This window comes from Luteitalea sp. (assembly GCF_044337415.1).
Lineage (GTDB): Bacteria > Acidobacteriota > Vicinamibacteria > Vicinamibacterales > Vicinamibacteraceae > Luteitalea.
Window position 1 is genome coordinate 1 of sequence record NZ_JBIINP010000026.1, and the last position, 22503, is coordinate 22503.

21 protein-coding genes are annotated in these 22503 nt (G+C 69.9%); 11 read left to right on the top strand and 10 right to left on the bottom strand.

What is annotated here, in order from left to right:
• Positions 1–566 (top strand): HAD hydrolase-like protein (locus ACIRDX_RS06855; RefSeq protein ID WP_396624659.1); only part of this gene is annotated, 566 nt, incomplete at its 5' end.
• Positions 567–735: 169 nt separating this feature from the next.
• On the opposite strand, the gene ACIRDX_RS06860 is transcribed toward ACIRDX_RS06855, so the two are convergent.
• A complete protein-coding gene (locus tag ACIRDX_RS06860) occupies positions 736–2376 on the bottom strand; it encodes an amidohydrolase (RefSeq protein ID WP_396624660.1) in 1641 nt (546 codons plus the stop codon).
• Positions 2377–2466: 90 nt separating this feature from the next.
• Complete coding sequence (locus ACIRDX_RS06865) at positions 2467–4110, bottom strand: amidohydrolase (protein WP_396624661.1); 1644 nt, start codon at positions 4108–4110, stop codon at positions 2467–2469.
• Between the two features lie 158 nt (positions 4111–4268).
• Between ACIRDX_RS06865 and ACIRDX_RS06870 the strand changes: the two genes are divergently transcribed.
• The 4 genes from ACIRDX_RS06870 (at position 4269) to serA (ending at position 9358) form a co-directional block, all read left to right on the top strand.
• Positions 4269–5843, top strand: coding sequence for a peptide chain release factor 3 (locus tag ACIRDX_RS06870; protein WP_396624662.1), 1575 nt, complete (start codon positions 4269–4271; stop codon positions 5841–5843).
• A 91-nt stretch (positions 5844–5934) separates the two neighbouring features.
• Complete coding sequence (locus ACIRDX_RS06875; RefSeq protein WP_396624663.1) at positions 5935–6933, top strand: SGNH/GDSL hydrolase family protein; 999 nt, start codon at positions 5935–5937, stop codon at positions 6931–6933.
• A gap of 147 nt (positions 6934–7080) precedes the next feature.
• A complete protein-coding gene (locus ACIRDX_RS06880; protein WP_396624664.1) occupies positions 7081–8007 on the top strand; it encodes a TolB family protein in 927 nt (308 codons plus the stop codon).
• A 94-nt stretch (positions 8008–8101) separates the two neighbouring features.
• The gene (gene serA, locus ACIRDX_RS06885; RefSeq protein ID WP_396624665.1) at positions 8102–9358 is read left to right on the top strand and encodes a phosphoglycerate dehydrogenase; all 1257 of its coding nucleotides are present in this window, start codon (positions 8102–8104) and stop codon (positions 9356–9358) included.
• Between the two features lie 69 nt (positions 9359–9427).
• Here serA and ACIRDX_RS06890 read toward each other — a convergent pair whose 3' ends face one another.
• Together ACIRDX_RS06890 and ACIRDX_RS06895 are read right to left on the bottom strand one after the other, a co-directional pair.
• On the bottom strand, positions 9428–10168 hold the full coding sequence (locus tag ACIRDX_RS06890) for a hypothetical protein (RefSeq protein WP_396624666.1): 741 nt from the start codon (positions 10166–10168) through the stop codon (positions 9428–9430).
• Between the two features lie 182 nt (positions 10169–10350).
• Positions 10351–11022: a spermidine synthase gene (locus tag ACIRDX_RS06895; RefSeq protein WP_396624667.1), complete on the bottom strand. Its 672-nt coding sequence runs from the start codon at positions 11020–11022 to the stop codon at positions 10351–10353.
• 165 nt (positions 11023–11187) lie between these two features.
• Here ACIRDX_RS06895 and ACIRDX_RS06900 point away from each other — a divergent pair, with 165 nt between their 5' ends.
• Positions 11188–13503 carry a DUF5916 domain-containing protein gene (locus ACIRDX_RS06900; RefSeq protein WP_396624668.1) on the top strand — a complete coding sequence of 772 codons (2316 nt, stop codon included), beginning with the start codon at positions 11188–11190 and terminating at the stop codon, positions 13501–13503.
• A gap of 95 nt (positions 13504–13598) precedes the next feature.
• Here ACIRDX_RS06900 and ACIRDX_RS06905 read toward each other — a convergent pair whose 3' ends face one another.
• The 6 genes from ACIRDX_RS06905 to ACIRDX_RS06930 form a co-directional block, all read right to left on the bottom strand.
• Complete coding sequence (locus tag ACIRDX_RS06905) at positions 13599–14486, bottom strand: hypothetical protein (protein ID WP_396624669.1); 888 nt, start codon at positions 14484–14486, stop codon at positions 13599–13601.
• The gene (locus ACIRDX_RS06910; RefSeq protein WP_396624670.1) at positions 14470–14880 is read right to left on the bottom strand and encodes a hypothetical protein; all 411 of its coding nucleotides are present in this window, start codon (positions 14878–14880) and stop codon (positions 14470–14472) included. The genes ACIRDX_RS06905 and ACIRDX_RS06910 overlap by 17 nt, the downstream gene beginning before the upstream one ends.
• Before the next feature lie 101 nt (positions 14881–14981).
• Complete coding sequence (locus ACIRDX_RS06915) at positions 14982–15746, bottom strand: DUF6515 family protein (protein WP_396624671.1); 765 nt, start codon at positions 15744–15746, stop codon at positions 14982–14984.
• Between the two features lie 28 nt (positions 15747–15774).
• Positions 15775–16668 carry a DUF2092 domain-containing protein gene (locus ACIRDX_RS06920; protein WP_396624672.1) on the bottom strand — a complete coding sequence of 298 codons (894 nt, stop codon included), beginning with the start codon at positions 16666–16668 and terminating at the stop codon, positions 15775–15777.
• A 229-nt stretch (positions 16669–16897) separates the two neighbouring features.
• Positions 16898–17422: a DUF4333 domain-containing protein gene (locus ACIRDX_RS06925; RefSeq protein ID WP_396624673.1), complete on the bottom strand. Its 525-nt coding sequence runs from the start codon at positions 17420–17422 to the stop codon at positions 16898–16900.
• A gap of 43 nt (positions 17423–17465) precedes the next feature.
• Positions 17466–17894: a hypothetical protein gene (locus ACIRDX_RS06930; protein ID WP_396624674.1), complete on the bottom strand. Its 429-nt coding sequence runs from the start codon at positions 17892–17894 to the stop codon at positions 17466–17468.
• Positions 17895–18072: 178 nt separating this feature from the next.
• Between ACIRDX_RS06930 and ACIRDX_RS06935 the strand changes: the two genes are divergently transcribed.
• The 5 genes from ACIRDX_RS06935 to ACIRDX_RS06955 all read left to right on the top strand — a co-directional run bounded on the left by ACIRDX_RS06935 (position 18073) and on the right by ACIRDX_RS06955 (position 22448).
• Positions 18073–18882, top strand: a complete 810-nt coding sequence (locus tag ACIRDX_RS06935; RefSeq protein WP_396624675.1) for a hypothetical protein — start codon at positions 18073–18075, stop codon at positions 18880–18882.
• Positions 18883–18956: 74 nt separating this feature from the next.
• The gene (locus ACIRDX_RS06940; RefSeq protein WP_396624676.1) at positions 18957–21311 is read left to right on the top strand and encodes a hypothetical protein; all 2355 of its coding nucleotides are present in this window, start codon (positions 18957–18959) and stop codon (positions 21309–21311) included.
• A gap of 117 nt (positions 21312–21428) precedes the next feature.
• The gene (locus tag ACIRDX_RS06945) at positions 21429–21647 is read left to right on the top strand and encodes a DUF2892 domain-containing protein (RefSeq protein ID WP_396624677.1); all 219 of its coding nucleotides are present in this window, start codon (positions 21429–21431) and stop codon (positions 21645–21647) included.
• A complete protein-coding gene (locus ACIRDX_RS06950; protein WP_396624678.1) occupies positions 21614–22204 on the top strand; it encodes an RNA polymerase sigma factor in 591 nt (196 codons plus the stop codon). Before ACIRDX_RS06945 ends, ACIRDX_RS06950 begins: the two co-directional genes overlap by 34 nt.
• Positions 22191–22448: an anti-sigma factor family protein gene (locus ACIRDX_RS06955; RefSeq protein WP_396624679.1), complete on the top strand. Its 258-nt coding sequence runs from the start codon at positions 22191–22193 to the stop codon at positions 22446–22448. The genes ACIRDX_RS06950 and ACIRDX_RS06955 overlap by 14 nt, the downstream gene beginning before the upstream one ends.
• The last annotated feature ends 55 nt before the right edge of the window (positions 22449–22503 follow it).

Consider the following 22503-nt stretch of genomic DNA (forward strand, 5'->3'; position numbering starts at 1 on the left):
GCGGCGCCATCGTGGCGGCCGCCGACCGATTCGGCTACCGCGTCCTGTCGGCGGAAGAAGCCGAGGCCTTGCGCGGCCGCGACAACCGCGTCGTGATGGAGGCGATGGGCGTCAAGGCGTGGCAGCTGCCGCGCATCATCGCCCACATGCGTCGCGTCGCACTCGAGCGCGCCGGAGAGATCGCACTGTTTCCCGGTATCGACGCCCTGCTGCCGGCCCTGCCGCGGGCCGGCGTGCGCGTCGCCGTGGTCAGCTCCAACGCCGAAGGAGTCGTGCGCCAGGTGCTCGGCCCCGAACTGTCGGCGATGGTGAGCGACTTCGATTGCGGCGCGTCGCTGTTCGGCAAGGCAAGCAAGTTCCGCCGTGTCGTCAGACGGACCGGCGTGCGGCCGGACGCCGTCGTGAGCGTCGGCGACGAGGGGCGCGACATCGAGGCGGCCGTGGACGCGGGCGTGGCGTCGGCGGCGGTCACGTGGGGCTACGCGACGCGCGACCTGCTGGCGAGCAAGTCGCCCACACACCTGGTCGACAGCGTGGAGCAACTCGCGGCGCTGCTGGTCGGCTGACGGCCTCGGAAGGGCCCGTGTCCGAAGGTGGCCCGTCGAGCGTCGACCTGAAGGTCGACGCCCACGAACTGCGAAGGTCGACGCCCACGAGCCGTGAGGGGCGCCGCCCACCCTCCTGACGTTCGTGGCCGCCGATGTTCACATCGGCGGGCCTGTCACCGCGACCCCGCTACTGCGCGGTGGTCTTCTGCGCCGCGGGGCGCACCGTCGGGTACGTGATGCCGAGCTGCTCGAGGTACGTCTTGTACTTCGACGGGTCGTAGTAGTACTTCGACAGCGCCGGCCGGTACTTGTCCTGGATGGCCGTGTTCAGGTGCGTCGCCGGCTGGTCGCCCTCGCGGATCAGCGGGATGTACTTGCGGTCCTTCGTCTGCACGTCGGTGAAGTAGGCGCGGGCGTCCTTCACCACGTCCGGGCGCAGCACCACGTCGAGCACCGTCATCGCCACGACCTGCGCGCCATGGTTCACGCCCTTGTGCGCGATGGGCGTGGCCATGGGGATGGCGTTGGCCCAGTTGTGGCCAGGGCCAGCCTGGAAGTTGGCCGGGAAGCGGAGCGACACGGTGGGCACCGTCCACGAGATGTCGCCGATGTCGTCCGAGCCGCCGCCCCGCTTGGTGTCGTCGGGAATCTCTTCCTGTCCCTTGAGTTCGGACACTTTCGTGGTGAGGCCCACGACGGGCACGCCGAGTTCCTGCTGCGTCGCCTTGGCCAGCGTGACGTCGGCGTCGGTCCAGGTGGGGAGGCCCACCGCCTTGATGTTCTCGTGCATCGTCAGCGCCAGCGGCTTGTTGTAGTGCTGGGGCCATGCCGAGCCGAGCACACGCGAGGTCCACGTGGTGTCGGTCATGAGCGCGGCGCCCTGCGCCATCTTGTCGCCGATGTCCCACAGCTTCCGAATCTGCTCGTACGTCGTCTCGCGGAAGTAGTACCAGACGCTCGCGTTGCGAGGCACCACATTGGGCTGGTCGCCGCCATTGGTGATCACGTAGTGCGAGCGCTGCTGAAGTCGCAGGTGCTCGCGGCGCGCGTTCCATCCGGCGTTCATCAACTCCACGGCGTCGAGCGCCGACTTCCCGCGCCACGGGGCGCCAGCCGAGTGCGCCGACTCACCGGCGAACGTGTACTCGACCGACACCAGGCCGTTGCCCTGCGCCTCGCCCCACGAGGTGATGAGGTCGGTGCCGACGTGGTTGTAGAGCACGACGTCGACGTCCTTGAACAGGCCGTCGCGCACGTAGTAGGCCTTGGTGCCCACCAGTTCCTCGGCGATGCCTGGCCAGATCACGAGCGTGCCCGGGAGCTTCGCCTTCTGCATCTGACGCTTGGCGGCGATGGCCGCGACGATGTTGAGCGGCGTGCCGGAGTTGTGGCCCTCGCCGTGCCCGGGGGCTCCGTCGACGATCGGATCGCGGTAGGCGACACCCGGCTTCTGCGACGCCTGCGGGATGCAGTCGACGTCGGAGCCGAGGGCGATGACCGGTTTGCCTGCGCCCCAGCGCGCCACCCACATCGTGGGGATGCCCGCGACGCCGCGCTCGATGGTGAAGCCTTCCTTCTCGAGGATGCCGGTCAGGTACTTCTGCGTCTCGACTTCCTGGAAGCCGAGCTCGGCAAAGCTGAAGACCATGTCGGTCATCTGCTGCCCGAGGTCGAACAGCGCGGCCGACCTGACGTCGGCTTGCACGGCAGCCTTGAGCGCCGCCAGCGTCGGGTCGATGGCCGGTGATGTCGTGGACGTCGCCTGTGCAAAGGCGAGCACGGGAGACAGGAGCGTGAGCGACAGCAGGAACGAGGAGGTGAGCTTCATGTCGGTCGAGGATGGCCGGGCTCGGGGAGCCGGCCCTGCCTTCGCGGAGGGCAGGGCCCGTTGATGAGCGGCGCGGTCAGAGACCGCGCCCTACCGCTTCACGGTCGGATAGGTGATGCCGAGCTGCTCGAGGTACGTCTTGTACTTCGTCGGGTCGAAATAGAGCTTCTGCAACGCGGGCCGGTACTTGTCCTGGATGGCCGTGTTCAGGTAAGTCGCCGGCCGGTCTCCCTCGCGGATCAGCGGCGTGTACGTGCGGCCCTTCGTCTGCACGTTGACGAAGTAGTCCTTCGCCGCGCGCAGCACGTCGGGCCGGAGGAGGAGATCCACGATGGTCATCGCCTGCGCCTGGGCGCCCACGTTGATGCCCTTGTGCGCGATGGGGGTCGCCATGGCGATGGCGTTGGCCCAGTTGTGCCCGGGGCCTGCCTGGAAGTTGGCCGGGTAGTTCAGCGTGATCGTCGGCACCGTCCAGGAGATGTCGCCGATGTCGTCAGAGCCGCCGCCGCGCTTCTCCTCGTCGGGGATCTCGGTCTGCCCCTTGAGCGCCGGGATGGTCGTCGCCAGGCCGACGACAGGCACGCCCAGTTCGGCCTGCGTGGCTTTCGCGAGCGTGACGTCGGCCTCGCTCCAGGTCGGCAGTCCCACGGTGGTGATGTTGGCGTGCATGGCCTCGGCGAGTGCCTTGTTGCTGTGAATCGGCCAGGCCGAGCCGAGCACGCGCGAGGTCCACGTGGTGTCGGTCATGAGTGCGGCGCCCTGCGCCATCTTGTCGCCGATGCCCCACATGCGCCGGATGCCGGCCTCGTCGGTCTCGCGGAAGAAGTACCAGACGCTGGCATTGCGGGGCACGACGTTGGGCTGGTCGCCGCCGTTGGTGATCACGTAGTGCGAACGCTGCTGCAGTCGGAGATGCTCGCGGCGTGCGTTCCAGCCGGCGTTCATCAGCTCGACGGCATCGAGCGCCGACTTGCCGCGCCACGGGGCGCCTGCCGAATGCGCCGACTCGCCGCTGAACGTGTACTCGACCGACACCAGGCCGCTCTGGCTGTTGTCGCCCCAGGTGGTGGTGAGGTTGGTGCCGACGTGGGTGTACAGGACGGCGTCGACACCCTTCAGGAGGCCGGCCCGCACGTAGTAGGCCTTGGTGCCCAGCTGCTCCTCGGCGATGCCGGGCCAGATCACCAGCGTGCCCGGAATCTTCTCGCGGACCATCGCCCGCTTGACGGCCAGCGCCGCCACGATGTTGAGCGGGGTGCCGGAGTTGTGCCCCTCGCCGTGCCCGGGCGCGCCGTCGACGATGGGATCGCGGTAGGCGACACCGGGCTTCTGCGAGGCCTGCGGGATGCAGTCCACGTCGGACCCCAGGGCGATCACGGGGGAGCCGGAGCCCCACCGGGCGACCCACATCGTCGGAATGCCAGCCACCCCACGCTCGACCGTGAAGCCTTCCTTCTCCAGGATGCCCGTCAGGTACTTCTGCGTCTCGAACTCCTGGAAGCCCAGCTCCGCGAAGCTGAACACCATGTCGTTCATCTGTTGCCCGAGGTCGAACAGGGCCGTGCCCTTGATGTCGGCGGCCACGGCGGCCTTCAACTGCGTGATGCGCGGGTCGGTCGTCGGCGCGACGGCCGCAGGCACGGCCGGCGCGGCAGCGGGCTGCGCGGTCGTCTGGGCGGTGGCCAGCGTGGCGCCGAGGAGTGTGAGCGAGAGCAGGATCGTCGGTGTCTTCATGGGCAAGGGGCGGGTGCTGGCCGGGGGAGGGCCCGTTGCCCCAACCCGGCAGTCCCGTCGTGCCGAGAGCATACCCGGACCGGGCGTCGCCCGGCGCGGTGTTCCAGCGCAGGGCCCGACTGGGCGACAATCATGGGATGTCTGCCCCGGCACCTGCCGTGTCCGAGACGTTCCGTCGCGAAGTCGAACGCCGCCGGACGTTCGCGATCATCTCCCACCCGGACGCCGGCAAGACGACGCTCACCGAGAAGACGCTGCTGTACGCGGGCGCCATCGAACTCGCCGGGGCGGTCAAGGGCCGCGCGTCGCAGCGCGCCGTCGTGTCCGACTGGATGGACATCGAGCGCGAACGCGGCATCTCGATCACGTCGGCGGCGCTGGAGTTCGAACTGCATGGCTGCCGGGTGACCCTGCTCGACACCCCTGGCCACAAGGACTTCAGCGAAGACACGTACCGCACGCTGCTCGCGGCCGACAGCGTCGTCATGGTCATCGACGCGGCCAAGGGCATCGAGACGCAGACGCGGAAGCTGTTCGAGGTCGCCAGCCGGCGCAAGCTGCCGATGCTGACGTTCGTCAACAAGCTCGACCTGCCCGGGCGCGACCCGCTCGACCTGCTCGACGAAATCGAGCGCGTGCTCGGCGTGTCGGCGGCCCCGATGAACTGGCCCATCGGCACCGGCGACCGCTTCAAGGGCGTCTACGACCTCCGGCGGCAGGAGGTGCTGTTCTATGAGCGCATCGCCCGCAGCGCGCGGCGCGCGCCGGTCACCGTCACCGGCGCAGACGACCCGCAGCTGGCCGAGCTGATCGGCGAGCAGGCGCGCGACGAGCTCCTCGAGGGGGTGCACCTGCTCGAGGCGGCAGGCACCGCGTTCGATCTCGACGCCTACCGGGCTGGCAAGCAGACGGCGGTCTTCTTCGGCAGCGCGCTGACCAACTTCGGGCTGGAGTCCTTTCTGGAGGCGCTGGTGCAGTACGCGCCGTGCCCGCAACTGCGGGAGGACGTCGAGGGCAACCTCGTCGACCCGATGACGCAGGACTTCAGCGGGTTCGTCTTCAAGATTCAGGCGAACATGAACCCGAAGCACCGGGATCGCGTCGCGTTCGTGCGGGTCTGCACCGGGACGCTGACCAAGGACATGCAGGTCACCAACACGCGCCTGCAGCAGAACGTCCGCCTGTCGCGTCCGAGCCGCTTCTTCGGCCGCGACCGCGAAACCATCGAGGAAGCCTTCCCCGGCGACGTCGTCGGCCTGGTCAACCCGGGCCGTTTCGGCATCGGCGACACGCTCTACGCCGGCACGCCCGTCGTGTATCCCCCGATTCCGCACTTCCCGGCCGAGCACTTCGGCGCGATGCGGCTGCAGGACGTCCGGTTCAAGCAGTTCGACGACGGCGTGCGGCAGCTGGAGGAAGAGGGCCTGATGCAGGTGGTGTTCCCCGTCCACGGGGCGCGCTACCCGATCCTCGGGGTGGTGGGGGCCCTGCAGTTCGACATCATCGAGGCCCGCATGAAAGAAGAGTACGGCGTGGCCTGCCGCGTGGAGAAGCTGTCCTACGTGGCGGCGCGCTGGGTGCAGGCCGAGCCCGGTGTCCGGCTCACGCTGCCCAACAACGTGCTGTCGACCACCGATCGACGGGAGCGGCGGGTGCTGCTGTTTCCGTCGGAGTGGGACCTGCAGTTCTGCGAGCGCGAGAACCCGAACGTGCAGTTCCTGGCCATGGCCTGACGGACGCTGACGGGGAGGCTATCGAAGGGCGGGATCCTCTGGGCAGTGGCAGGCGTCCTAGACTAGGCGCGATCCAGCGCCAGGAACCTGCATGCGACTCAAGAGCTTCGTTCTCGCTTCCGCCATTGCCCTCGCCGCGACTCCTGCCGCGGCCGCACCTTTCACCGCCCTGTACGTCTTCGGCGACAGCCTGTCGGACAACGGCAACCTCGCGGCCATTGCGGCGGGTGCGGGCCTGGCCATCTCCCAGCCGCCGTACGCACCGGGACGCGCCAGCAATGGCAAGGTCGCCGTCGAGGTTCTGGCCAAGCGCCTGGGCCTGCCGCTGCTGCCGTTCGCGGCCGGCGGGACCAACTTCGCGGTCATCGGTGCGGCCACGGGTGAGGTGGTCAACCCGACCGGCATCCCGCCGATGGTGGACAACATCTCCGAGCAATTGCTCGGCGCCAGCCTGCCGATCGATACCGGGATCGGGTACCAGGTCGGCGGGTTCCTCGCGCTGTGGCCGCTCCCTGCCCTCGACCCGAACGCCCTCTACGTGGTCTGGGGAGGCGCGAACGACATCTCCATCAATCCCAGCGCACCGGTCGCGACTCAGGCTGCCGACAACGTCGGGGCGCTGGTGGTGGCGTTGTATGCCAACGGGGCGAGGAACTTCCTCGTGCCGAACCTGCCTGATCTTGGTGCCACGCCCGGGGCGGCTGGCCCCCTCGCGCCGGCCATCACCCAACTCGGGCTGGCCTACAACAGCCGGCTTGCCGGCAACCTGACACTGCTGGGTGCCCTGCCCGGGGCCAATATCGTCGCGTTCGACACGTTCTCTGCGCTGCAGAACCTCGGGCCCCGTTTCGCGAACACGACCCAGCCCTGCGTGATCGGCAACGTGCTGTTCTCGCAGTACGCGCCCTACTGCGGCCCCGGCGTCGAGGACGAGTTCCTGTTCTGGGACGCCTCGCACCCGACCGGCCGCGCCCACAAGATGCTGGGCCAGCAGTTCGCCCGCGCGGTCGGCGTGCCCGAGCCGGCCAGCCTGTTGCTCGGCGCGCTCGGCCTCGCCGGCGTGGCATACCGCCGTCGGCGCGCTGCCTAGGCAGCCCGTCCAGCGGTAGGGACACGGCGTCGCTACCCCCGTAGCGGCGCCGTGTCTTTTTGTACCCGAGCGGCGCCCCGCCGGGAGGCACCATGGCCGTCCGGCCCCGTCGCAGTTGAGCGTTGCGATTCGGATAGGATGCGGCGCATGCGCGCCCGCCTGCTGCTGCTCGTCGCCCTGGGGTTGCCCGCCGTCGCCGCCGCTCAGACCCCGCCGCCCGCGCCCCCTGCCGCGCCGGCTCCGCGCTACGAGAGTCGACTGGAGATCCTCGACATCCGCACCGGCGCGCGGACGGTGATCCATCGCAGCGACACACGCTTCGAGGCGCCGAACTGGTCGCACGACGGCCAATACCTCGTCTTCAACCAGCAGGGCGGGCTCTACCGGATTCCGGTCTCGGGCGGCACGCCGGTCAGGCTCGACCTTGCGGGCATCGAGGGTTGCAACAACGATCACGGCTTCTCGCCCGATGGCCGATGGCTGGCCATCAGCTGTCGACCCTCCTCGTCCGTGTACGTCGTGCCTGCACAGGGCGGCACGCCACGCCTGCTGACGAGCAAGACGCCCTCGTACTGGCACGGCTGGTCGCCCGACGGCAAGACGCTGGCCTACGTCGGCCAGCGCGATGGCGAGTTCGACATCTACACGATGCCGGTCGAGGGCGGCCCGGAGACTCGCCTGACGACGGCCGCTGGGCTCGACGATGGGCCGGACTACACGCCTGACGGCCGCTGGATCTACTTCAACTCGGTGCGCACCGGGCACATGCGCATCTGGAGGATGCGGCCGGATGGGTCGGACCAGCAGCAGGTGACGTTCGACGAGCCGTTCGGCGACTGGTTCCCGCATCCATCGCCCGACGGCACGTGGATCGTGTTCGTGTCGTTCGACGCCAGCGTCGAGGGTCACCCGCCGTACAAGGACGTGCACCTGCGCCTGCTGGCGCTCGACGACCCGAAGGCCACGCCGCGGATCCTGTTTCCGCTGTTCGGTGGGCAGGGCACGATCAACGTGCCGTCGTGGTCGCCCGACAGCCGCCGATTCGCGTTCGTGTCCTACGCGCGGCTGCCGTAGGTCGCAGGCCTGCCGACCGCCGACTGCCGACTGCCGTTCCCCTGTGTCATGCGCTTTGACAAGCCCTCGGGGGCCGGGCCACGATCGTCGGCGTATGGCCGTGGCTCCCGCCTCCTCGCCCGTCTCGTTCGACAAGTCGCTGATCAAGGTCGTCCTGCTCGAGAACGTCCACCAGAGTGCCGTCGAGGCATTCCGCGCGGACGGGTACTCGAACATCCACCAGCACGGCCGTGCCCTCGAGGGCGCGGCGCTCCGTGAGGCCATCGCCGACGCCCACGTCCTCGGGATCCGGTCGCGGACCCAGCTCACCGCCGAGGTGCTGGCGGCCGCCCCGAAGCTGATCACGGTGGGGGCGTTCTGCATCGGGACCAACCAGATCGATCTGGCGGCAGCGGAGACGCTGGGCGTGCCGGTGTTCAACGCGCCGTTCTCGAACACGCGCAGCGTCGCCGAGTTGGTGATCGCCGAGGTGGTCCTGTTGCTGCGCGACGTCCCGCGGCGCAACGCGAGCGCGCACCGGGGCGGCTGGGACAAGTCGCCGTCGGGGGCCCATGAGGTGCGCGGCAAGACCCTCGGCATCGTCGGCTACGGGCACATCGGCACGCAGGTCGGCCTGCTGGCCGAAGCCCTGGGCATGCGCGTGCTGTTCTACGACGTGGTGGCCAAGCTGGCGCTCGGCAACGCCCAGGCGGTGCGGTCGATGGACGCGCTGCTGGCGTCGGCTGACGTGGTGACGCTGCACGTACCCGAGACGCCGCAAACGCAGGGGCTCGTCGGCGCGGCACAGTTGCGGCAGATGCGTCCCGGCGCGCATCTGATCAATGCCTCGCGCGGCACCGTCGTCGACATCGAGGCCCTGGCCGAGGCGCTTCGGAGTGGGCATCTCGGGGGGGCGGCGCTCGACGTGTTTCCGCACGAGCCCGAATCCAACACCGAGCAGTTCGAGTCGCCCCTGCGCGGTCTCGACAACGTGATCCTGACCCCGCACATCGGCGGCAGCACGGCGGAGGCGCAGGAGGCAATCGGGGTGGAGGTGGCCGAGAAGCTGCTGACCTACAGCAACAACGGGTCGACGCTGTCGGCGGTGAACTTCCCGGAGGTGGCGCTGCCGGGCCACCCTGGCAAGCACCGGCTGTTGCATATCCATCACAACAAGCCGGGCATGCTGTCGCGCGTGAACGACGTGTTCGCCGATGCCCGCATGAACGTGGCAGCCCAGTACCTGCTGACCAGCGCGCGCATCGGCTACGTGGTGATCGACGTGGACGCCGACCCGAACGCCGACACCCCCGCCGTGCGGCGTGAACTGGCCGCGCTCGACGGCACGATCAGGGCGCGCTTGCTGTATTAGGCGCGCGCCTGGCCACCCTGGCCAGGCGGAGGTGACGTGCCGGCGTCCATGGAGAACGCCGGCCTCGACTCACTTCCTGGACGGTCCGGCGAACCGCGCCTGCGTGGCGTGGCAGGTGCCGCAGGTTGCGAGGAACTTGCCGTAGATGTCCTCGCGTTCGTGCGTGCGCTGGGCCGGCGCCGCATGGCCGGCGAGCACGGCGAGTTCGGTCTCGCCGTGGTCCATCTTCTTGCGCATCTTGGTCGGGACCATGTCCGATTCCATCTTCGGGCTGGCGAAGGTGCGCACGCCCTCCACCCACTGGGAGTCCGAGGGCGCCACGATGCCTTCGAGCAGGGCGTCCAGGCCATGCTGATGGAGCAGCATGTGCCCGACGACGCCGCCGACGTCGGCCGAGGTGGCTGGCGGCACGGTCGCGCGGACGTTGTTGGCCTTGTGGCACTGGCCGCAAGTGCCCAGCATCTTCGCGGTGGCCTGCGCGGCCACGTCGAGCGTTGCGGCAGACGCGACTTCCCGGGCGGCCTGCGTCAGGGTGCCCTCGAAGGCCTTGGTGCCGGCCGGCATGGGCACGCCGAAGGTGGCGTCGGCCACCGTGGCCGCCTTGGCCTTCGCGTCGGCGAGGTTGCCGCGGGCGATGGCGTCGTGCATCTCCAGGATCTGATTGAAGTGGGCCCGCATGTAGGCCGCGCGGACGGGATTGTGACGGTCGGTCGTCTGGGCCTGCAGTCGGAACCCTGTCGCTCCCGCGGTCAGCAGCGCGGCGAGGGCCACGAGCGTGCCGAACCTGCGGCCGATGATGAACTGGCGCATTCGTTCGCCTCCGCGGATCTGCGTTGCAGGGGATGTGCCGACGTTCCGGCGGACGGCCGGGCTGGAATCGCCGGAAATCCGGCCCCTGCGCGCGTGTGCCCCGGGAGCGTGACGGGGGAGGCGGGGACATATTCCCCGGGCGTATCGGAAATGTCCGCACCGGGTGGCGCGGGTGCGCGGGATCAGCGCCGTGGGACGGCGCGGTAGATCAGGTGTCGGGCCCCGCGGCGGCCGTGGCCCCGCACGCGCTCCAGCGTGACCGCGAAGCCGGCCGCGGCGAGACGACGCGCGAAGCGGTGATCCTCCCACGCCGACCATACGGCCAGCACCCCGGCAGGGCGCAGGTGCTGTCGGATGGCGGCCAGTCCGGCGCGTCCGTACAGGGCATCGTTGCCGTGAGCGGCGAACTCGGCCGGGCCATTGTCGACGTCGAGCAGGATCGCGTCGAACCCGTCGGTGTCGGCCCGGATGATGGCCAGCGCATCGCCGATGGCGACCTGCGTTCGCGGATCGGTCAGTGGCTGCCCAGCGAGGTGGCCGACGAACTGCTGGTTCCAGGCGTGCACTTCCGGGACCAGTTCGGCAATGACCAGGGCGGCGTCCGGCGGCAGGAGGTCGAGTGCGGCGCGCGCGGTGAAGCCGAGTCCGAGCCCACCGATGAGGACACGCGCGTGCGGCTGGCCGGTGAGCTGACGGCAGCCCACGGCCGCCAGGGCCTGCTCCGACCCCGTGATCGTGCTGGGCATCAGGCTGCGGCCGTCGGCGAGCAGCAGGAACTCGTGGCCCCGCTGGCGCAGCGTGATGCGCGTGCCGTCCGGTGTGTGGGCCTCGCCGAGGGTCTGCCAGGGAATCATGAGGGGCCGCCGGGCCTCCCGCGTGGGAGCCCGTGTGGTTCCAGTGTACGTCGAGGGTCACCGCGTACCCCGCGCGCCGCATGCCGCGGCCTCGCATTGCTCCCGCTGGGCGTGCGGCATACGATTGGGGCGCCCGTGCCCGCCCTCCGCGTTCTTCCCGCTGCAGTGTCCGTCCGGTTCGCCACTCTCGCTCGCGCGCGTCGCTCGCGCGGTCTCCTGGCGCAGCGCCTCGCGCGGCTCGTCGTGATCGGCGTCCTGCCGCTCGTGGCCGGTCGCGCGGCGGCGCAACCCGCGCCGGCCGGCGTGACCTCGCCCCTGTTGATGCCGCGGCCCGTCGGCCGCGCGGCGTCGGGGCCGGCGCCCACCGTGGACGGCGACGTGCTCGGGGACGGGGCCTGGACGAACGTGCCGGCGATGTCGGGCTTCGTGCAGGAGCAGCCGTTCGAGGGGCAGCCGTCGACCGAGCGCACGGAGGTGCGCTTTCTGGTCACCGCCGACACGCTGTACGTCGGCGTGGTGTGCTACGACACCGACCCGGCCGGCATCATCGTCTCCGATTCCCGCCGCGATGCGCCGCTCGAGGAGACCGACTCGTTCCGCCTGATCCTCGACACGTACCGCGACCGTCAGAACGGCTTCGTGTTCGGCACCAATCCGGCCGGCATCGAGTACGACGGGCAGGTGACCAACGAGGGGCAGGGCGGCGGCGGGCTCAGCAACGCGCAGATGCAGATGGGGGGCTCGGGGAGCGGCTTCAACCTCAACTGGGACGGGGCGTGGACCGTACGCGCCCGCATCTCGGACGTGGGCTGGTCGGCGGAGTTCGCCATCCCGTTCAAGACGCTCCGCTATCCGGCCGGCCGCACGCAGGTGTGGGGCGTGAACTTCCAGCGCAACATCCGCCGGCGCAACGAGCGCTCGTACTGGGCGCCGATTCCGCGACAGTTCTCGATCACGCGCGCCTCGCTGGCCGGCAGCGTCGAGGACATCGCGGTGCCCGTGTTCCGCAACCTGAAGCTGATGCCGTACGTGCTCGGCAACGTGGTGACCAGCGGCGAGAATCCCGCGAAGACCAACTGGCTCGGCGACGTCGGCGGCGACCTCAAGTACAACCTCACGCCGAGCCTCACGCTCGACGCCACGGTCAACACGGACTTCGCGCAGGTGGAGGTCGACGACCAGCAGGTGAACCTCGATCGGTTCAACCTGTTCTTCCCCGAGAAGCGGCCGTTCTTCCTCGAGAACGCCGGCTTCTTCGCCGTGGGCAATCCCGGGGAAGTGGACCTCTTCTTCAGCCGGGCGATCGGCATCTCGCCCACGGGACGCCCCATCCCGATCCTCGGCGGCGGTCGCGTCTCTGGCAAGGTCGGCGCGTGGAACGTGGGCCTGCTGGACATGCAGACCGACAGTCTCGACGCGACGCGGGACGCCGCCGGCGTCCCGAGCAACAACTTCGCCGTCATCCGCCTGAACCGCGAACTGCCGAACCGCTCGCAGCTCGGCGTGCTGTTCACCAACCGCAACGCGACTGGTGACTACGCGCGCCCCGACGACTCTGGACGCACCTACGCGGTCGACGGCCGACTCGGCATCGGCCTGCAGACCTTCCTGTCCGGCTTCTTCTCGGCAACCGAGGGCGATCGCAAGCCTACCGACACGGCGTTCAACGTGCGGTCTCGCACCAACACGCGTCGCTGGGATCTGGACCTCGGCTTCCAGCAGGTGGGCACGAACTTCAACCCCGAGGTCGGCTTCCTCACGCGGTCGGGGTACCGCAAGCCCGACGTGCGGGTCATGACCCGCTTCCGGCCGAAGGACTTCCTCGGCCTGCAGGAAGTGCGTCCGCACGCGTCCTACCGCAGCTTCTGGGGCTTCGACGGTTTCCAGGAGACGATGTACACGCACCTGGACAACCATTGGCAGTTCCGCAACGCCTACGAGGTGCACACCGGCATGAACCTCACGACCGAGGGCGTGCGCACGCCGTTCCAGATCTACCCGGGCGTGTTCGTTCCCCCGGGCACGTACAACAACGCCGAGGGGCAGTTCGTCTTCCAGACCAACCTCGGCGCGCCGGTGAGCTACTACCTGCAGACCTACATCGGCGGGTTCTTCAGCGGCAACCGCGTGACCACCAATCACACGTTCCGGCTGCGCCTCGGCGAGGCGTTCACCACCGAGACGTCGTACAGCCTCAACGACGTCGATCTGCCCCAGGGGCACTTCCGCACCAACCTGATCCGATCGCGCGTCAACTACTCGTTCACCCCGCGCACGTTCGTGCAGTCGCTGATCCAGTACAACGACCGCGCCGACCTGTGGTCGATGAACATCCGCTTCGGCTGGCTGCAGGCGGCCAACACGGGCCTGTTCATCGTGTACAACGACACGCGCTATCTCTACGACCTCGTGCAGCGGCCCGAGCGCACGGATCGCAGCCTGACCATCAAGTACAGCCGGATGTTCGACCTGCTGAAGTAGCGGACGGCCGATGTGGACATCGGCCGCCTCGACTCGATGGGTGCGTGGGCGTCGACGTTCACGTCGACGCACCGCCATCAGGGGCCGGGGGGCGATCAGCCGGCCAGTGCGCGCCACCCCTGCAGCAAGACGGTGGCCCACGGAATCTCCGTCACCAGCAGCACGACGAAGAAGGTCGCGACGTACGCGGCGCGGAGCGTGCCCTGGTCGGGGCGGCACATGCACAGCCCCATGATCAGCAGCAGCCACCCGAACCCCGCCACGGGCGCGATCGCGTAGGTCACCAGGCAGAAGAGCAGCAGCAGCGCATGCTGCCAGGGCCTCGCTCTTCGCTGGGGGAACCACATCACTGCCGCGAGCAGGGCTTCGAGGCCGACGCCGCCCCAGGTGAGGCCGGTCGCGAGCGCGCGCAGCGGCGCCGGTTCCCGCAGGATCGGGCCGTCGAGCAACTCGGCGCCGGCCGGCAGCGGCGCGAGGGCGTCGCGGCTCTCCTCGAGTTGCGCCTCCGACAACCCGCCGACCAGCATCGTGATGGACGCGAACCGAGGGTCATCGAACAGCGTCACCCGGAAGAACCGGTGGTCCATGTAGTCGGGGGAGAGGAACGCCTTCCACAGCACGGCGCCGCTCATGGCGAGCGCGACCAACAGGCGCGAGGCCGTGGCGAGGTGCTCCTCCGGCGTCGGTCCCTGTAACGCGAGCGCGGCCGCGAGGCACCAGTACGCGGTCAGGTAGATGTGGTTGTCTGGCAAGGGCCAGTCGACGGCCAACCGCGTCGCGATGGCTACCGCCGCGCCGAGCCACAGCGCCGGGATGCGTGCGGCGTCGGGCCGCACGATCGACAGCGCCCCGATGAAGAGCAGCGGCGCCTGCACGTACCACGGGCCCATCGGCCGCAGCAGCAGCACGAGCGCGGCGAGCGTGAGCGCCATCTGCACGCCCGGGGCGTGCGCGGGGCGCCACCAGTCACGGACGGACGTCATGGGTGTACTCGCGGAGGACGACCGGCGTGAAGCCGAGGGTGGTGCGGTCGACGTCGTGACGCCACACGGTGATGCGCACCCGCGTGACCGCGCGCTGGTAGCGCCGCTCGCGGGCCGCGACGGCCTCGGCCAGACGCCCGAGGCGGTACTGGCTGGGCAACGTCAGTGCGCGGGCGACATCGTCGTCCAGCGACGGCGCCAGTTCGGCCTCCTCGGAGCGTGAGGGCGCTTCCACGACGATGCGAATCGTGCGATGCGGCGCATCGTCGATGGTCGAGAACATGCCGAAGCCGCCGCCCTTCCAGGCGGTGAGGCCTGCGGCCTTTACCAGGACGATCTGCGTGCCGGCGACGAGCACGAGCACGAAGGCGGGCAGCACGGATCGCCAATGCATGGGCGTCATGATGGCCCAACTCGTCGTGGGGGCGAGATGGGCAGAAACACGGAAGGCCGGCGCGGAGCCGGCCTTCCGTGGTGGAACGGGGCGGGGTGGGGCTAGCGGATCACCACCACCTGGTAGCCCGCGCCGACGCGCTGGTAGTACGTGGGGCCGCACTGCGTGTAGGCCACGTTGCCCACGCGCACCGACGAGCACCCGACCGGCAGCGTCGGGATGATCACGCCGACCGGCGGCGCCACCACCTGGTACGACACCTGTCCGCCCACCATCACGCGCGTGTAGTACGCGTTGTCGGCGTAGTAGTAGCTCGACCCGCCGGCCACCACCGTCACGGCCGCGGCCGGAGGACGGGCCAGCATGGTGCCGATGGCGATGCCCGTAGCGACGCCGGCCGCGACCTTCCAGCCCTCGTAGCTCTCGTAGCGTCCGCCGACCACGTAGCCAGGGCGGTAGCCGCCACCAGCGGCGACGAACGCGCCTTCTTCCCCGACGACCGCGACACCGCCACGTCCGTAGCGGTTGGTGCCGGCGACCACCGTGCGCTCCTCGCCCTGGACGGCCACGGCGCCCCCGCCGTAGCCGTAGCCCGGGGCGCGGCGCGAGGCGGCCACGACCTGGCCATCCTCGTTGCGGACGGTCGTGCCACGACGACCCACCGCCACCGAGCCGTTCTCGTTGCCGGCCACGGCACCGCGGCGACCGACGGCGGCGTAGCCTTCGTCGCCCTTGACGGCGGCGCCGTTGCGGCCCACGGCCGCGCCATTCTTGATGCGGTCAGCGGCGAGGCTGGCGCCGCTGATGCTGACCATGCCTGCCAGCGCGAGCCAGCCCATCACGTTCACGAAGTTCTTCTTGCTCATGGTGTGTCCTCAGGAGTCCGACAGGCGGTCAGTGAGCCTTGGGCGCTGCCGCGGCCGGCTTGGCGACGGGAGCTGCCGCGGGAGCGGAGGCCGCGGGCGCCGCGGCCGCGATGGCGGTGGCGTCCTTGGCCTCGGTCACCTGCTCGGCGCGCTGCAGCATGGCGATGCCCTCGTAGTCGTCGCCGAACTTCGCCACGAACATGTCGTCGGCGAACGTGTCGTTGAACTTCCAGTTCGAGAACACCATGTGATGCGTCGGCTTGGTCTTGCGTGCGCCGTACTCGATGTGCGCCTGCAGGATCACCGGCTCGGCGCCCTGCGACACCCACACCTGCCACTTCGTCTCCCCGGTCGTGAACGAGAGGTGCTCGGCCTTCACGCCATTGAGATCCACGGTGTCGACCCACCCGGCGCCGCCTGCGGCCTCGCCGAGGAACGTGGGCGCGTTGGTGACGAGGAGTTCGGCCATCGGCACCGGGACGTCGTAGCGGGTGGTGATGGCTTCGATGGCGCCGTCCACCGTGTTGGGCATGGCGGCCTCGCCGAACACCTTCTCGCCGTGCAGGGCGATGGTGGCCTTGGCGCCGTCGTACCAGAAGTCGCGCTGCAGGTCGCCCTTGGACGCCATGTGCAGGCGGTCGGGCCGGCGCAGGTGGACCTGGTTGGTCAGCTTCTGCGTCTTCCGGGTACCGCCGGGGGCATCACGCGTGACCTCCTGCGCCACGTCCAGGGACAGGCTCTGGGCGGACGCCGCGCGCTGGGCCGCCTTGACGAGGATCTCCTTGCCCTTGGCCAGGCGCTCTGCGTCGGTCAGGGCGGCGGGCTTCGGGCTGCACGCGGCGCCGACGAGGGCAGCCAGCGCGAGGCCCAGGAACGCCGCGCGCGCCGGGCGCACGGACAGGGGGGTGGGGCGAACGTTCAAAATCTGACCTCCGACGGAAACGATGTCCTGTGCGACCTGCACGAGGCTCGGCAGTGTTAGACGCACGGTAGCAACTTCGGCCGGGGCTGTCTGCATGTACTTAGGTGCAAGGCTGGATGGCCCGACGGGCGATCGACGGGACTGCCCTCGCACCCCGCGCCCTGTGATGGACGCGCTCGGGAGAGACGCCGCGGGCGCCGGACGGCGCCCGCCGCAGGAGGGGTGGGGGCTACTTGGTCGCCCAGCTCACGTTGCCGCTCTCGTCGGTGACGGTGACGGCGATCGGGATGGGCGTGCCGTCGGGCGCGGTGGCGTTGCAGTCGAACACGTCGCCCTTCTTGGCCGCCTTCCACTTGCCGCCACAGGTGGCCTTGGCATCGACCTGCGCCTGCTGCTTCAGGCCGGTGACGATGGACGCTTCGACCTTCGAGAGGTCGAGCAGCCCCTCTGTCCTGGCGACCTTCCACGTGATGTTCCCCGTGTCGTCGGTCTGGGTGACGGCAATGCGCAGCGTGCCGCCGCCCTCGACGTCGCCGACACACTCGAAGACGTCGTCCTTCTTGATCGGCCGCGGCTCGCTCGGGCACGTGACCTTGGCGAGCGTCAGGCCTACCTGGTCCGACACGCCCTGCGTGATCGAGGGCCCGATCGACTCGACGTTCAGGTTCTGGGTGCAGCCCGACAGCACGCCGAGGCAGGCGACCATCAACAGGGCAGGAAGACGAAACGACGACGGCACGGTAACGGAACGCATGTAGACCCTTTCGAATCCAGTGGGGCGTGGGCGGCGGGGGCGATCAGTCGTCGTCCCCGATGTTGTACGCGATCAGGCGCCACGAGTCCTGTTCGCGGACGAGCTTGAAGCGACACGGCACGGTGGTGCCCGCGACGAGGGTCGCGGTGCCGGTGAACTCGGCCCCGGTGCCGTCGACGGACCGCGACGAGAAGGACAGGTCGCGGACCTTGTAGAGGCTCGGCGTCGCTGCCGCGGCGTCCTGCAACTGGGCGAGAGACTGGCGTTCCTTCAGCGGCGCCGAGTACAAGGCGTGTGCGGCAGCGAAGTCGCCCGTGCTCGTCGCCGCGACGAAGGCGCGGGCCACCTTCTCGGGTTCCTCCGTCGCTTGTCCCACGACGAAGAAGATGGCCGCGATGAACCCCACGAGCAGGATCAGCGCACCGCCACACCCGATGCCGACCCACTTCAGCCACGAACGTTCATTCGCCATACGGCCTCCCGAAACGCCTCACACACTACCTCAGCGGGTAGGTGGGCGTGGACGAGGAGAACGTGACAGGGGCGGCCGGCCTTGCACCCAAGGTCCAACTGGCTCGAGGGGCGTCCGGTCGCCACAATCACTCCACGCGTCAGGCGCGACCAGCGCCACGATTCCGGAGACGACATCCATGAAGAAGACCCTGCTGGCCCTTGTGGCTGCCGTGTGGTGCCTCGCGCCGGCCCTTGCCGGTGCCGAGCGCCTCAACGACAAGGAACTCGCGAACCTGATCTCGAAGATCGCCTCGGACGAGGACAAGTTCCGCGACGCGCTCGACCCCCAGCTGAAGAAGGCGGTCTACCGCGGCCCGAACGGCGAGGTGAACGTCGAGCGCTTCCTGAAGGACTTCAGCGACGCGGCCGAGAAGCTCGAGGACCGCTACAAGAAGGACTACTCGGCCAGCACCGAGGCCGGCGACCTGCTTCGGCAGGGCACGACGGTCGACAACTTCTTCAAGCGTGACCAGGCCGCGACTCGGGGCGAGAGCGAGTGGAACCGCTTTGCGGAGAACCTGAAGGTCCTCGCGGCCGCCTACGGCACCGAGTTCCCGATGCCGGCCGGCGCCGCCGTGCGTCGCGTGGGTGACAAGGAAGTGATTGCGGCGGCCGACGGCCTGGCGCGCGATGCGGACCGCCTCAAGAAGGCGGTCGACAACGGTCTGAAGCAGAACAAGTCGATCGACAAGGCGACCCGTGAGGCCGCCGTGCGCGACATCGACCTGATCAAGCAGGACGCCAACGCGCTGAAGTCCGCGGTCAACGGCGGCAAGCCGGCGTCGGCCCAGGCCACGCAGCTGCTCGGACGCGTGGGCAAGGTGAACGAGTTCCTCGGCGGGACGCCGGTGGCCGCGGCCACGCCAATCCTCGGCGTGCTCGGCGGCAAGGCCAGCATCCTGTCGCAGGCCTTCGGCATGGCCTCGCCCGTGCCGATGGCCCGCTAGACTCGACACACGCACTTCATCGCGCGCGTCGCGGGCGGCTGCCTGCGACGCGCGCGTTTCCGTGAGAGACACCCATGCGCCCGACTCTTCCGTCCGTGATCGCGATCGCCCTCCTGGCCGCCGCGCCGGTGCTCGTCGCCCGGTCGCAGGCCCCGGCCGCACCGGCGGCACCTGCCGCCCCACGCGCGCCCGTCGCCCCCCGCACACCAGGGCAGGCCCTGCAGGCCGACGACCCCTCCACGTGGCCCCAGCAGCTCACCGTGGAAGGCGCAGCGGTCTTCGTGTATCAGCCGCAGCCCGAGGCGCTCTCCGGCGACCGGCTCACCGGTCGCGCGGCCTTCTCCTGGCAGGACGCCGATGCGAAGGAGCCGTCGTTCGGCGCGCTCTGGTTCGACGCGCGCATCGAGACCGATCGCGACGCCGACTCGGCGCTGATCGACGACTTCCAGATCACGCGCGTCCGCGTCACCGGCGTCGACGAGGCCAAGGAGCGCAGCATCACCTCGGCCCTGCAGCGCGCCACGGCGCAGGCACGATTCGAGACGACGCTGTCCACGCTCACGTCATCGCTGGCCTCGGCCAAGGACGCCAAGGTGCAGGCCGACGGGCTCCGCCACGACGCGCCGAAGATCGTCATCGCCAACGAGCGGTCGGTGCTCGTGACGATCGACGGCCCGCCGAAGCGTGAGCGACTGAAGGACTCCACGCTCGAGCGCGTCGTCAACACGCCGTTCTTCATCGTGTACGACCCGTCGACGCGCAAGCACTACCTGCATGGCGAACAGGCCTGGTACGCCGCCGCCGAGGCGACCGGTCCGTACGCGGTGGTCAGCGCCCCGAGTCCGGCCGTGGCGCAGGTCTGGAGCGCCGTGGTGGCCGCGGCCACGAAGGCCGGCGACACGCCCGGTGAGGGCGCCTCGCAGGTCGATGGCCCGCCGCCGGCCGTCGTCGTCGCGACCGAGCCGACCGAGTTGATCGCCACCGATGGCCACGCCGAGATGGTGGCCATCCCCGGGACGACGCTGCAGTACGTGAAGAACACGCCGTCGGATGTCTTCTTCGACACGACGACGCGCAAGGTGTACGTGCTGCTGTCCGGACGCTGGTTCTCGACGTCGGATGTGGTCAACGGCCCGTGGGTGTTCATGGAGTCGTCGGCGCTGCCGGCCGACTTCGCGAAGATCCCCGCCGACTCCGACAAGGCGCTGGTGCGCGCGAGCGTCACCGGCACCGACGAGGCGCGCGACGCCGTGCTCGACAGCTATGTGCCGCAGACGGCGCAGGTGGATCCGAAGACGGCCAAGGCCGACGTGACGTGGGACGGCGCACCGCAGTTCAAGAAGATCGACAACACGGTGATCTCGTATTCCACCAACTCGAGCACGCCCGTGTTCCAGATCGACGGCGTGTACTACGCGTGCGCGGACGGCGTGTGGTACGAGGCCGCCGGGCCGCAGGGCCCGTGGGCCGTCTCGATGAAGACCCCGCCGAAGCTGGAGCAGGTGCCGCCGAGCAACCCGTACTACAACACCCGGTACGTCGAGGTGTACAGCGCGACGCCGCAGGTCGTGTACGTGGGCTATACGCCGGGCTACATGGGGGCGTATCCGTGGGGCGGCACCATCGTGTACGGGACGGGCTTCTACTATCCGCCGTACTACGGTGGCTGGTATCGACCCTATCCGGCCACGTGGGGCTTCGGCGCGAGCTACAACCCGTGGACCGGCTGGGGCTTCTCGGTCGGCTTCGGCGGGCCCAGTGGCTGGCTCGCCGTGGGGACCGGCGGTGCGAGCTTCGGCTTCGGCGTCGGGCCGATGGCGGTGGGCTGGTATCCGCGGCCGTACTACGGCGGCGTCGGCTGGTTCGGCGGCGGCTACTACCGGCCGTCGTGGAACAGCGTCCACGTCAACAACATCAACATCAACAACTACTACCGGCCCGGCTGGAACGGGGGCGGCATCTACAACCGCCCCGGCTACACCCGTCCGGGCGTGCGCCCCGGGCATGGCGGCGGCTACAACCGTCCCGGATACGGACCCGGCTACAACCGTCCCAACAACGGCGGCTACACGCGGCCGGCCACGCGCCCGGTGCCGGCGACGCGGCCCGCGCCCGCCACGCGTCCCGCTGGAGCGACCACCCGCGACCGTCGCCCGAACGACGTGTACGCGGCGCCTGACGGGTCGGTGCACCGGCCCGGCATCAATGGCTGGGAGACGCGCGACAAGGGCGGCTGGCAGCGGCCGTCGCCCGGCGCTGCGAACACCCGCGACCTCGATCGCGACCAGATGGCCAGGCAGCGCGGCACCAACCGCGCGGCGCCGAGCAGCATGGGCGCCACGCCGCGGTCGCGCCCCTCGGGCGGGAGCGCGGCCCGGCCCGCCCCGCGGACCGGCGGGAGCGGTGGCGGCGGCGCGCGCCGTCGGTAGAACGGCGAGGGGGGCGCGGACATCGACGCCGCCCCCCCTGAATCCTTTTCGCGCGGCGCGGCTCTCTCTCTGCAGTGGCCGCGATGCACGCGGCACGCCCAGCCGGAGAGACCACTCATGAGCCGCTTCCTGCCCGTCAACGTCCACCCCATCGAGCGTGTCCTTCGCGTCGGCCTCGGCGTGGTGCTGGTGGGGGCCGCCTACGCCGGGACCATCGGCGCGTGGGGCTACCTCGGGCTCGTCCCGATCGTGACGGGCGTCCTGAGCAGCTGCCCGCTCTACACTGTGCTCGGAATCTCGACGTGTCCGACCCGCACCTCCAGGACGGCGAACTGACCGACGCGACACTGCTGGCCCGAGCGGCGGCCGGAGAGGCCGCTGCGTTCGACGCGTTCGTGGGGCGTCACCAGGCGAGCGTGTTCCGTTTCGCGCGCACGCAGGTCGCCCGGCCCGATGCGGCTGAAGACCTGTTGCAGCAGACGTTCCTCTCGGCCTGGCAGGCCGCCGGCGCCTTCCGCGGCGACGGGTCGGCCCGTGGCTGGCTGTTCACGATCACCCGTCATGCGGCGACCCGGTGGCGGGAGCGCGATGCGCGCGCGGCGATCGACGACACGCCCGTCGACCAACTCGGCCTCGAGGCCGGGTGGGGAGGGCCGAGTCCGGAACTGCAGGCGATGCATCGGCAGATGCAGGCCCGCGTGGCTGAGGCGCTTGCCGGCCTCGCGCCCGAGGACCGGGAGATCCTCACCCTGCGCGACCTCGATGGCGTGCCGGGCGACGAGGCGGCGGCGTTGCTCGGCCTCGGCGTCGCGGCCATGAAGAGTCGGCTGCACCGGGCGCGGCTGCGGCTGGCCGTGTCCTTGCGCGAGGGAGGGTGCGATGCTGCCCGATGATCGCTTGATTGCCGGCCTGTGGTGTTCCGAGGTGCTGGAGCACCTCAGCGAGTTCCTGGACGGCGAGCTTCCGCCAGACACCCTGGCCCTGGCGCAGGAGCACGTGGCCGAATGCACCACGTGCGCGGCCTTCGGTGCGCGCTTCGCCACCGCCGTCGCCGCCCTCAAGGCCCTGCCGGCCGCCGACCCGCTGGAGGCATCGGTCGCCGAGCGGCTCCGTGAGCGGCTGGCCGCGGCACGCTGACCCGTCAGTTTGGGGCGTCACCCGTGGAAGTCCCGGAGTGAACCTCCGTGTGTCG

Bases quoted from the DNA above. Each gene is read 5' to 3' on its own strand.
- ACIRDX_RS06860 (WP_396624660.1), bottom strand. From the start codon at position 2,376: ATGAAGCTCACCTCCTCGTTCCTGCTGTCGCTCACGCTCCTGTCTCCC.
- ACIRDX_RS06865 (WP_396624661.1), bottom strand. From the start codon at position 4,110: ATGAAGACACCGACGATCCTGCTCTCGCTCACACTCCTCGGCGCCACG.
- ACIRDX_RS06875 (WP_396624663.1), top strand. From the start codon at position 5,935: ATGCGACTCAAGAGCTTCGTTCTCGCTTCCGCCATTGCCCTCGCCGCG.
- ACIRDX_RS06880 (WP_396624664.1), top strand. From the start codon at position 7,081: ATGCGCGCCCGCCTGCTGCTGCTCGTCGCCCTGGGGTTGCCCGCCGTC.
- serA (WP_396624665.1), top strand. From the start codon at position 8,102: ATGGCCGTGGCTCCCGCCTCCTCGCCCGTCTCGTTCGACAAGTCGCTG.
- ACIRDX_RS06890 (WP_396624666.1), bottom strand. From the start codon at position 10,168: ATGCGCCAGTTCATCATCGGCCGCAGGTTCGGCACGCTCGTGGCCCTC.
- ACIRDX_RS06895 (WP_396624667.1), bottom strand. From the start codon at position 11,022: ATGATTCCCTGGCAGACCCTCGGCGAGGCCCACACACCGGACGGCACG.
- ACIRDX_RS06905 (WP_396624669.1), bottom strand. From the start codon at position 14,486: ATGACGTCCGTCCGTGACTGGTGGCGCCCCGCGCACGCCCCGGGCGTG.
- ACIRDX_RS06910 (WP_396624670.1), bottom strand. From the start codon at position 14,880: ATGCATTGGCGATCCGTGCTGCCCGCCTTCGTGCTCGTGCTCGTCGCC.
- ACIRDX_RS06915 (WP_396624671.1), bottom strand. From the start codon at position 15,746: ATGAGCAAGAAGAACTTCGTGAACGTGATGGGCTGGCTCGCGCTGGCA.
- ACIRDX_RS06925 (WP_396624673.1), bottom strand. From the start codon at position 17,422: ATGCGTTCCGTTACCGTGCCGTCGTCGTTTCGTCTTCCTGCCCTGTTG.
- ACIRDX_RS06930 (WP_396624674.1), bottom strand. From the start codon at position 17,894: ATGGCGAATGAACGTTCGTGGCTGAAGTGGGTCGGCATCGGGTGTGGC.
- ACIRDX_RS06935 (WP_396624675.1), top strand. From the start codon at position 18,073: ATGAAGAAGACCCTGCTGGCCCTTGTGGCTGCCGTGTGGTGCCTCGCG.
- ACIRDX_RS06940 (WP_396624676.1), top strand. From the start codon at position 18,957: ATGCGCCCGACTCTTCCGTCCGTGATCGCGATCGCCCTCCTGGCCGCC.
- ACIRDX_RS06945 (WP_396624677.1), top strand. From the start codon at position 21,429: ATGAGCCGCTTCCTGCCCGTCAACGTCCACCCCATCGAGCGTGTCCTT.
- ACIRDX_RS06955 (WP_396624679.1), top strand. From the start codon at position 22,191: ATGCTGCCCGATGATCGCTTGATTGCCGGCCTGTGGTGTTCCGAGGTG.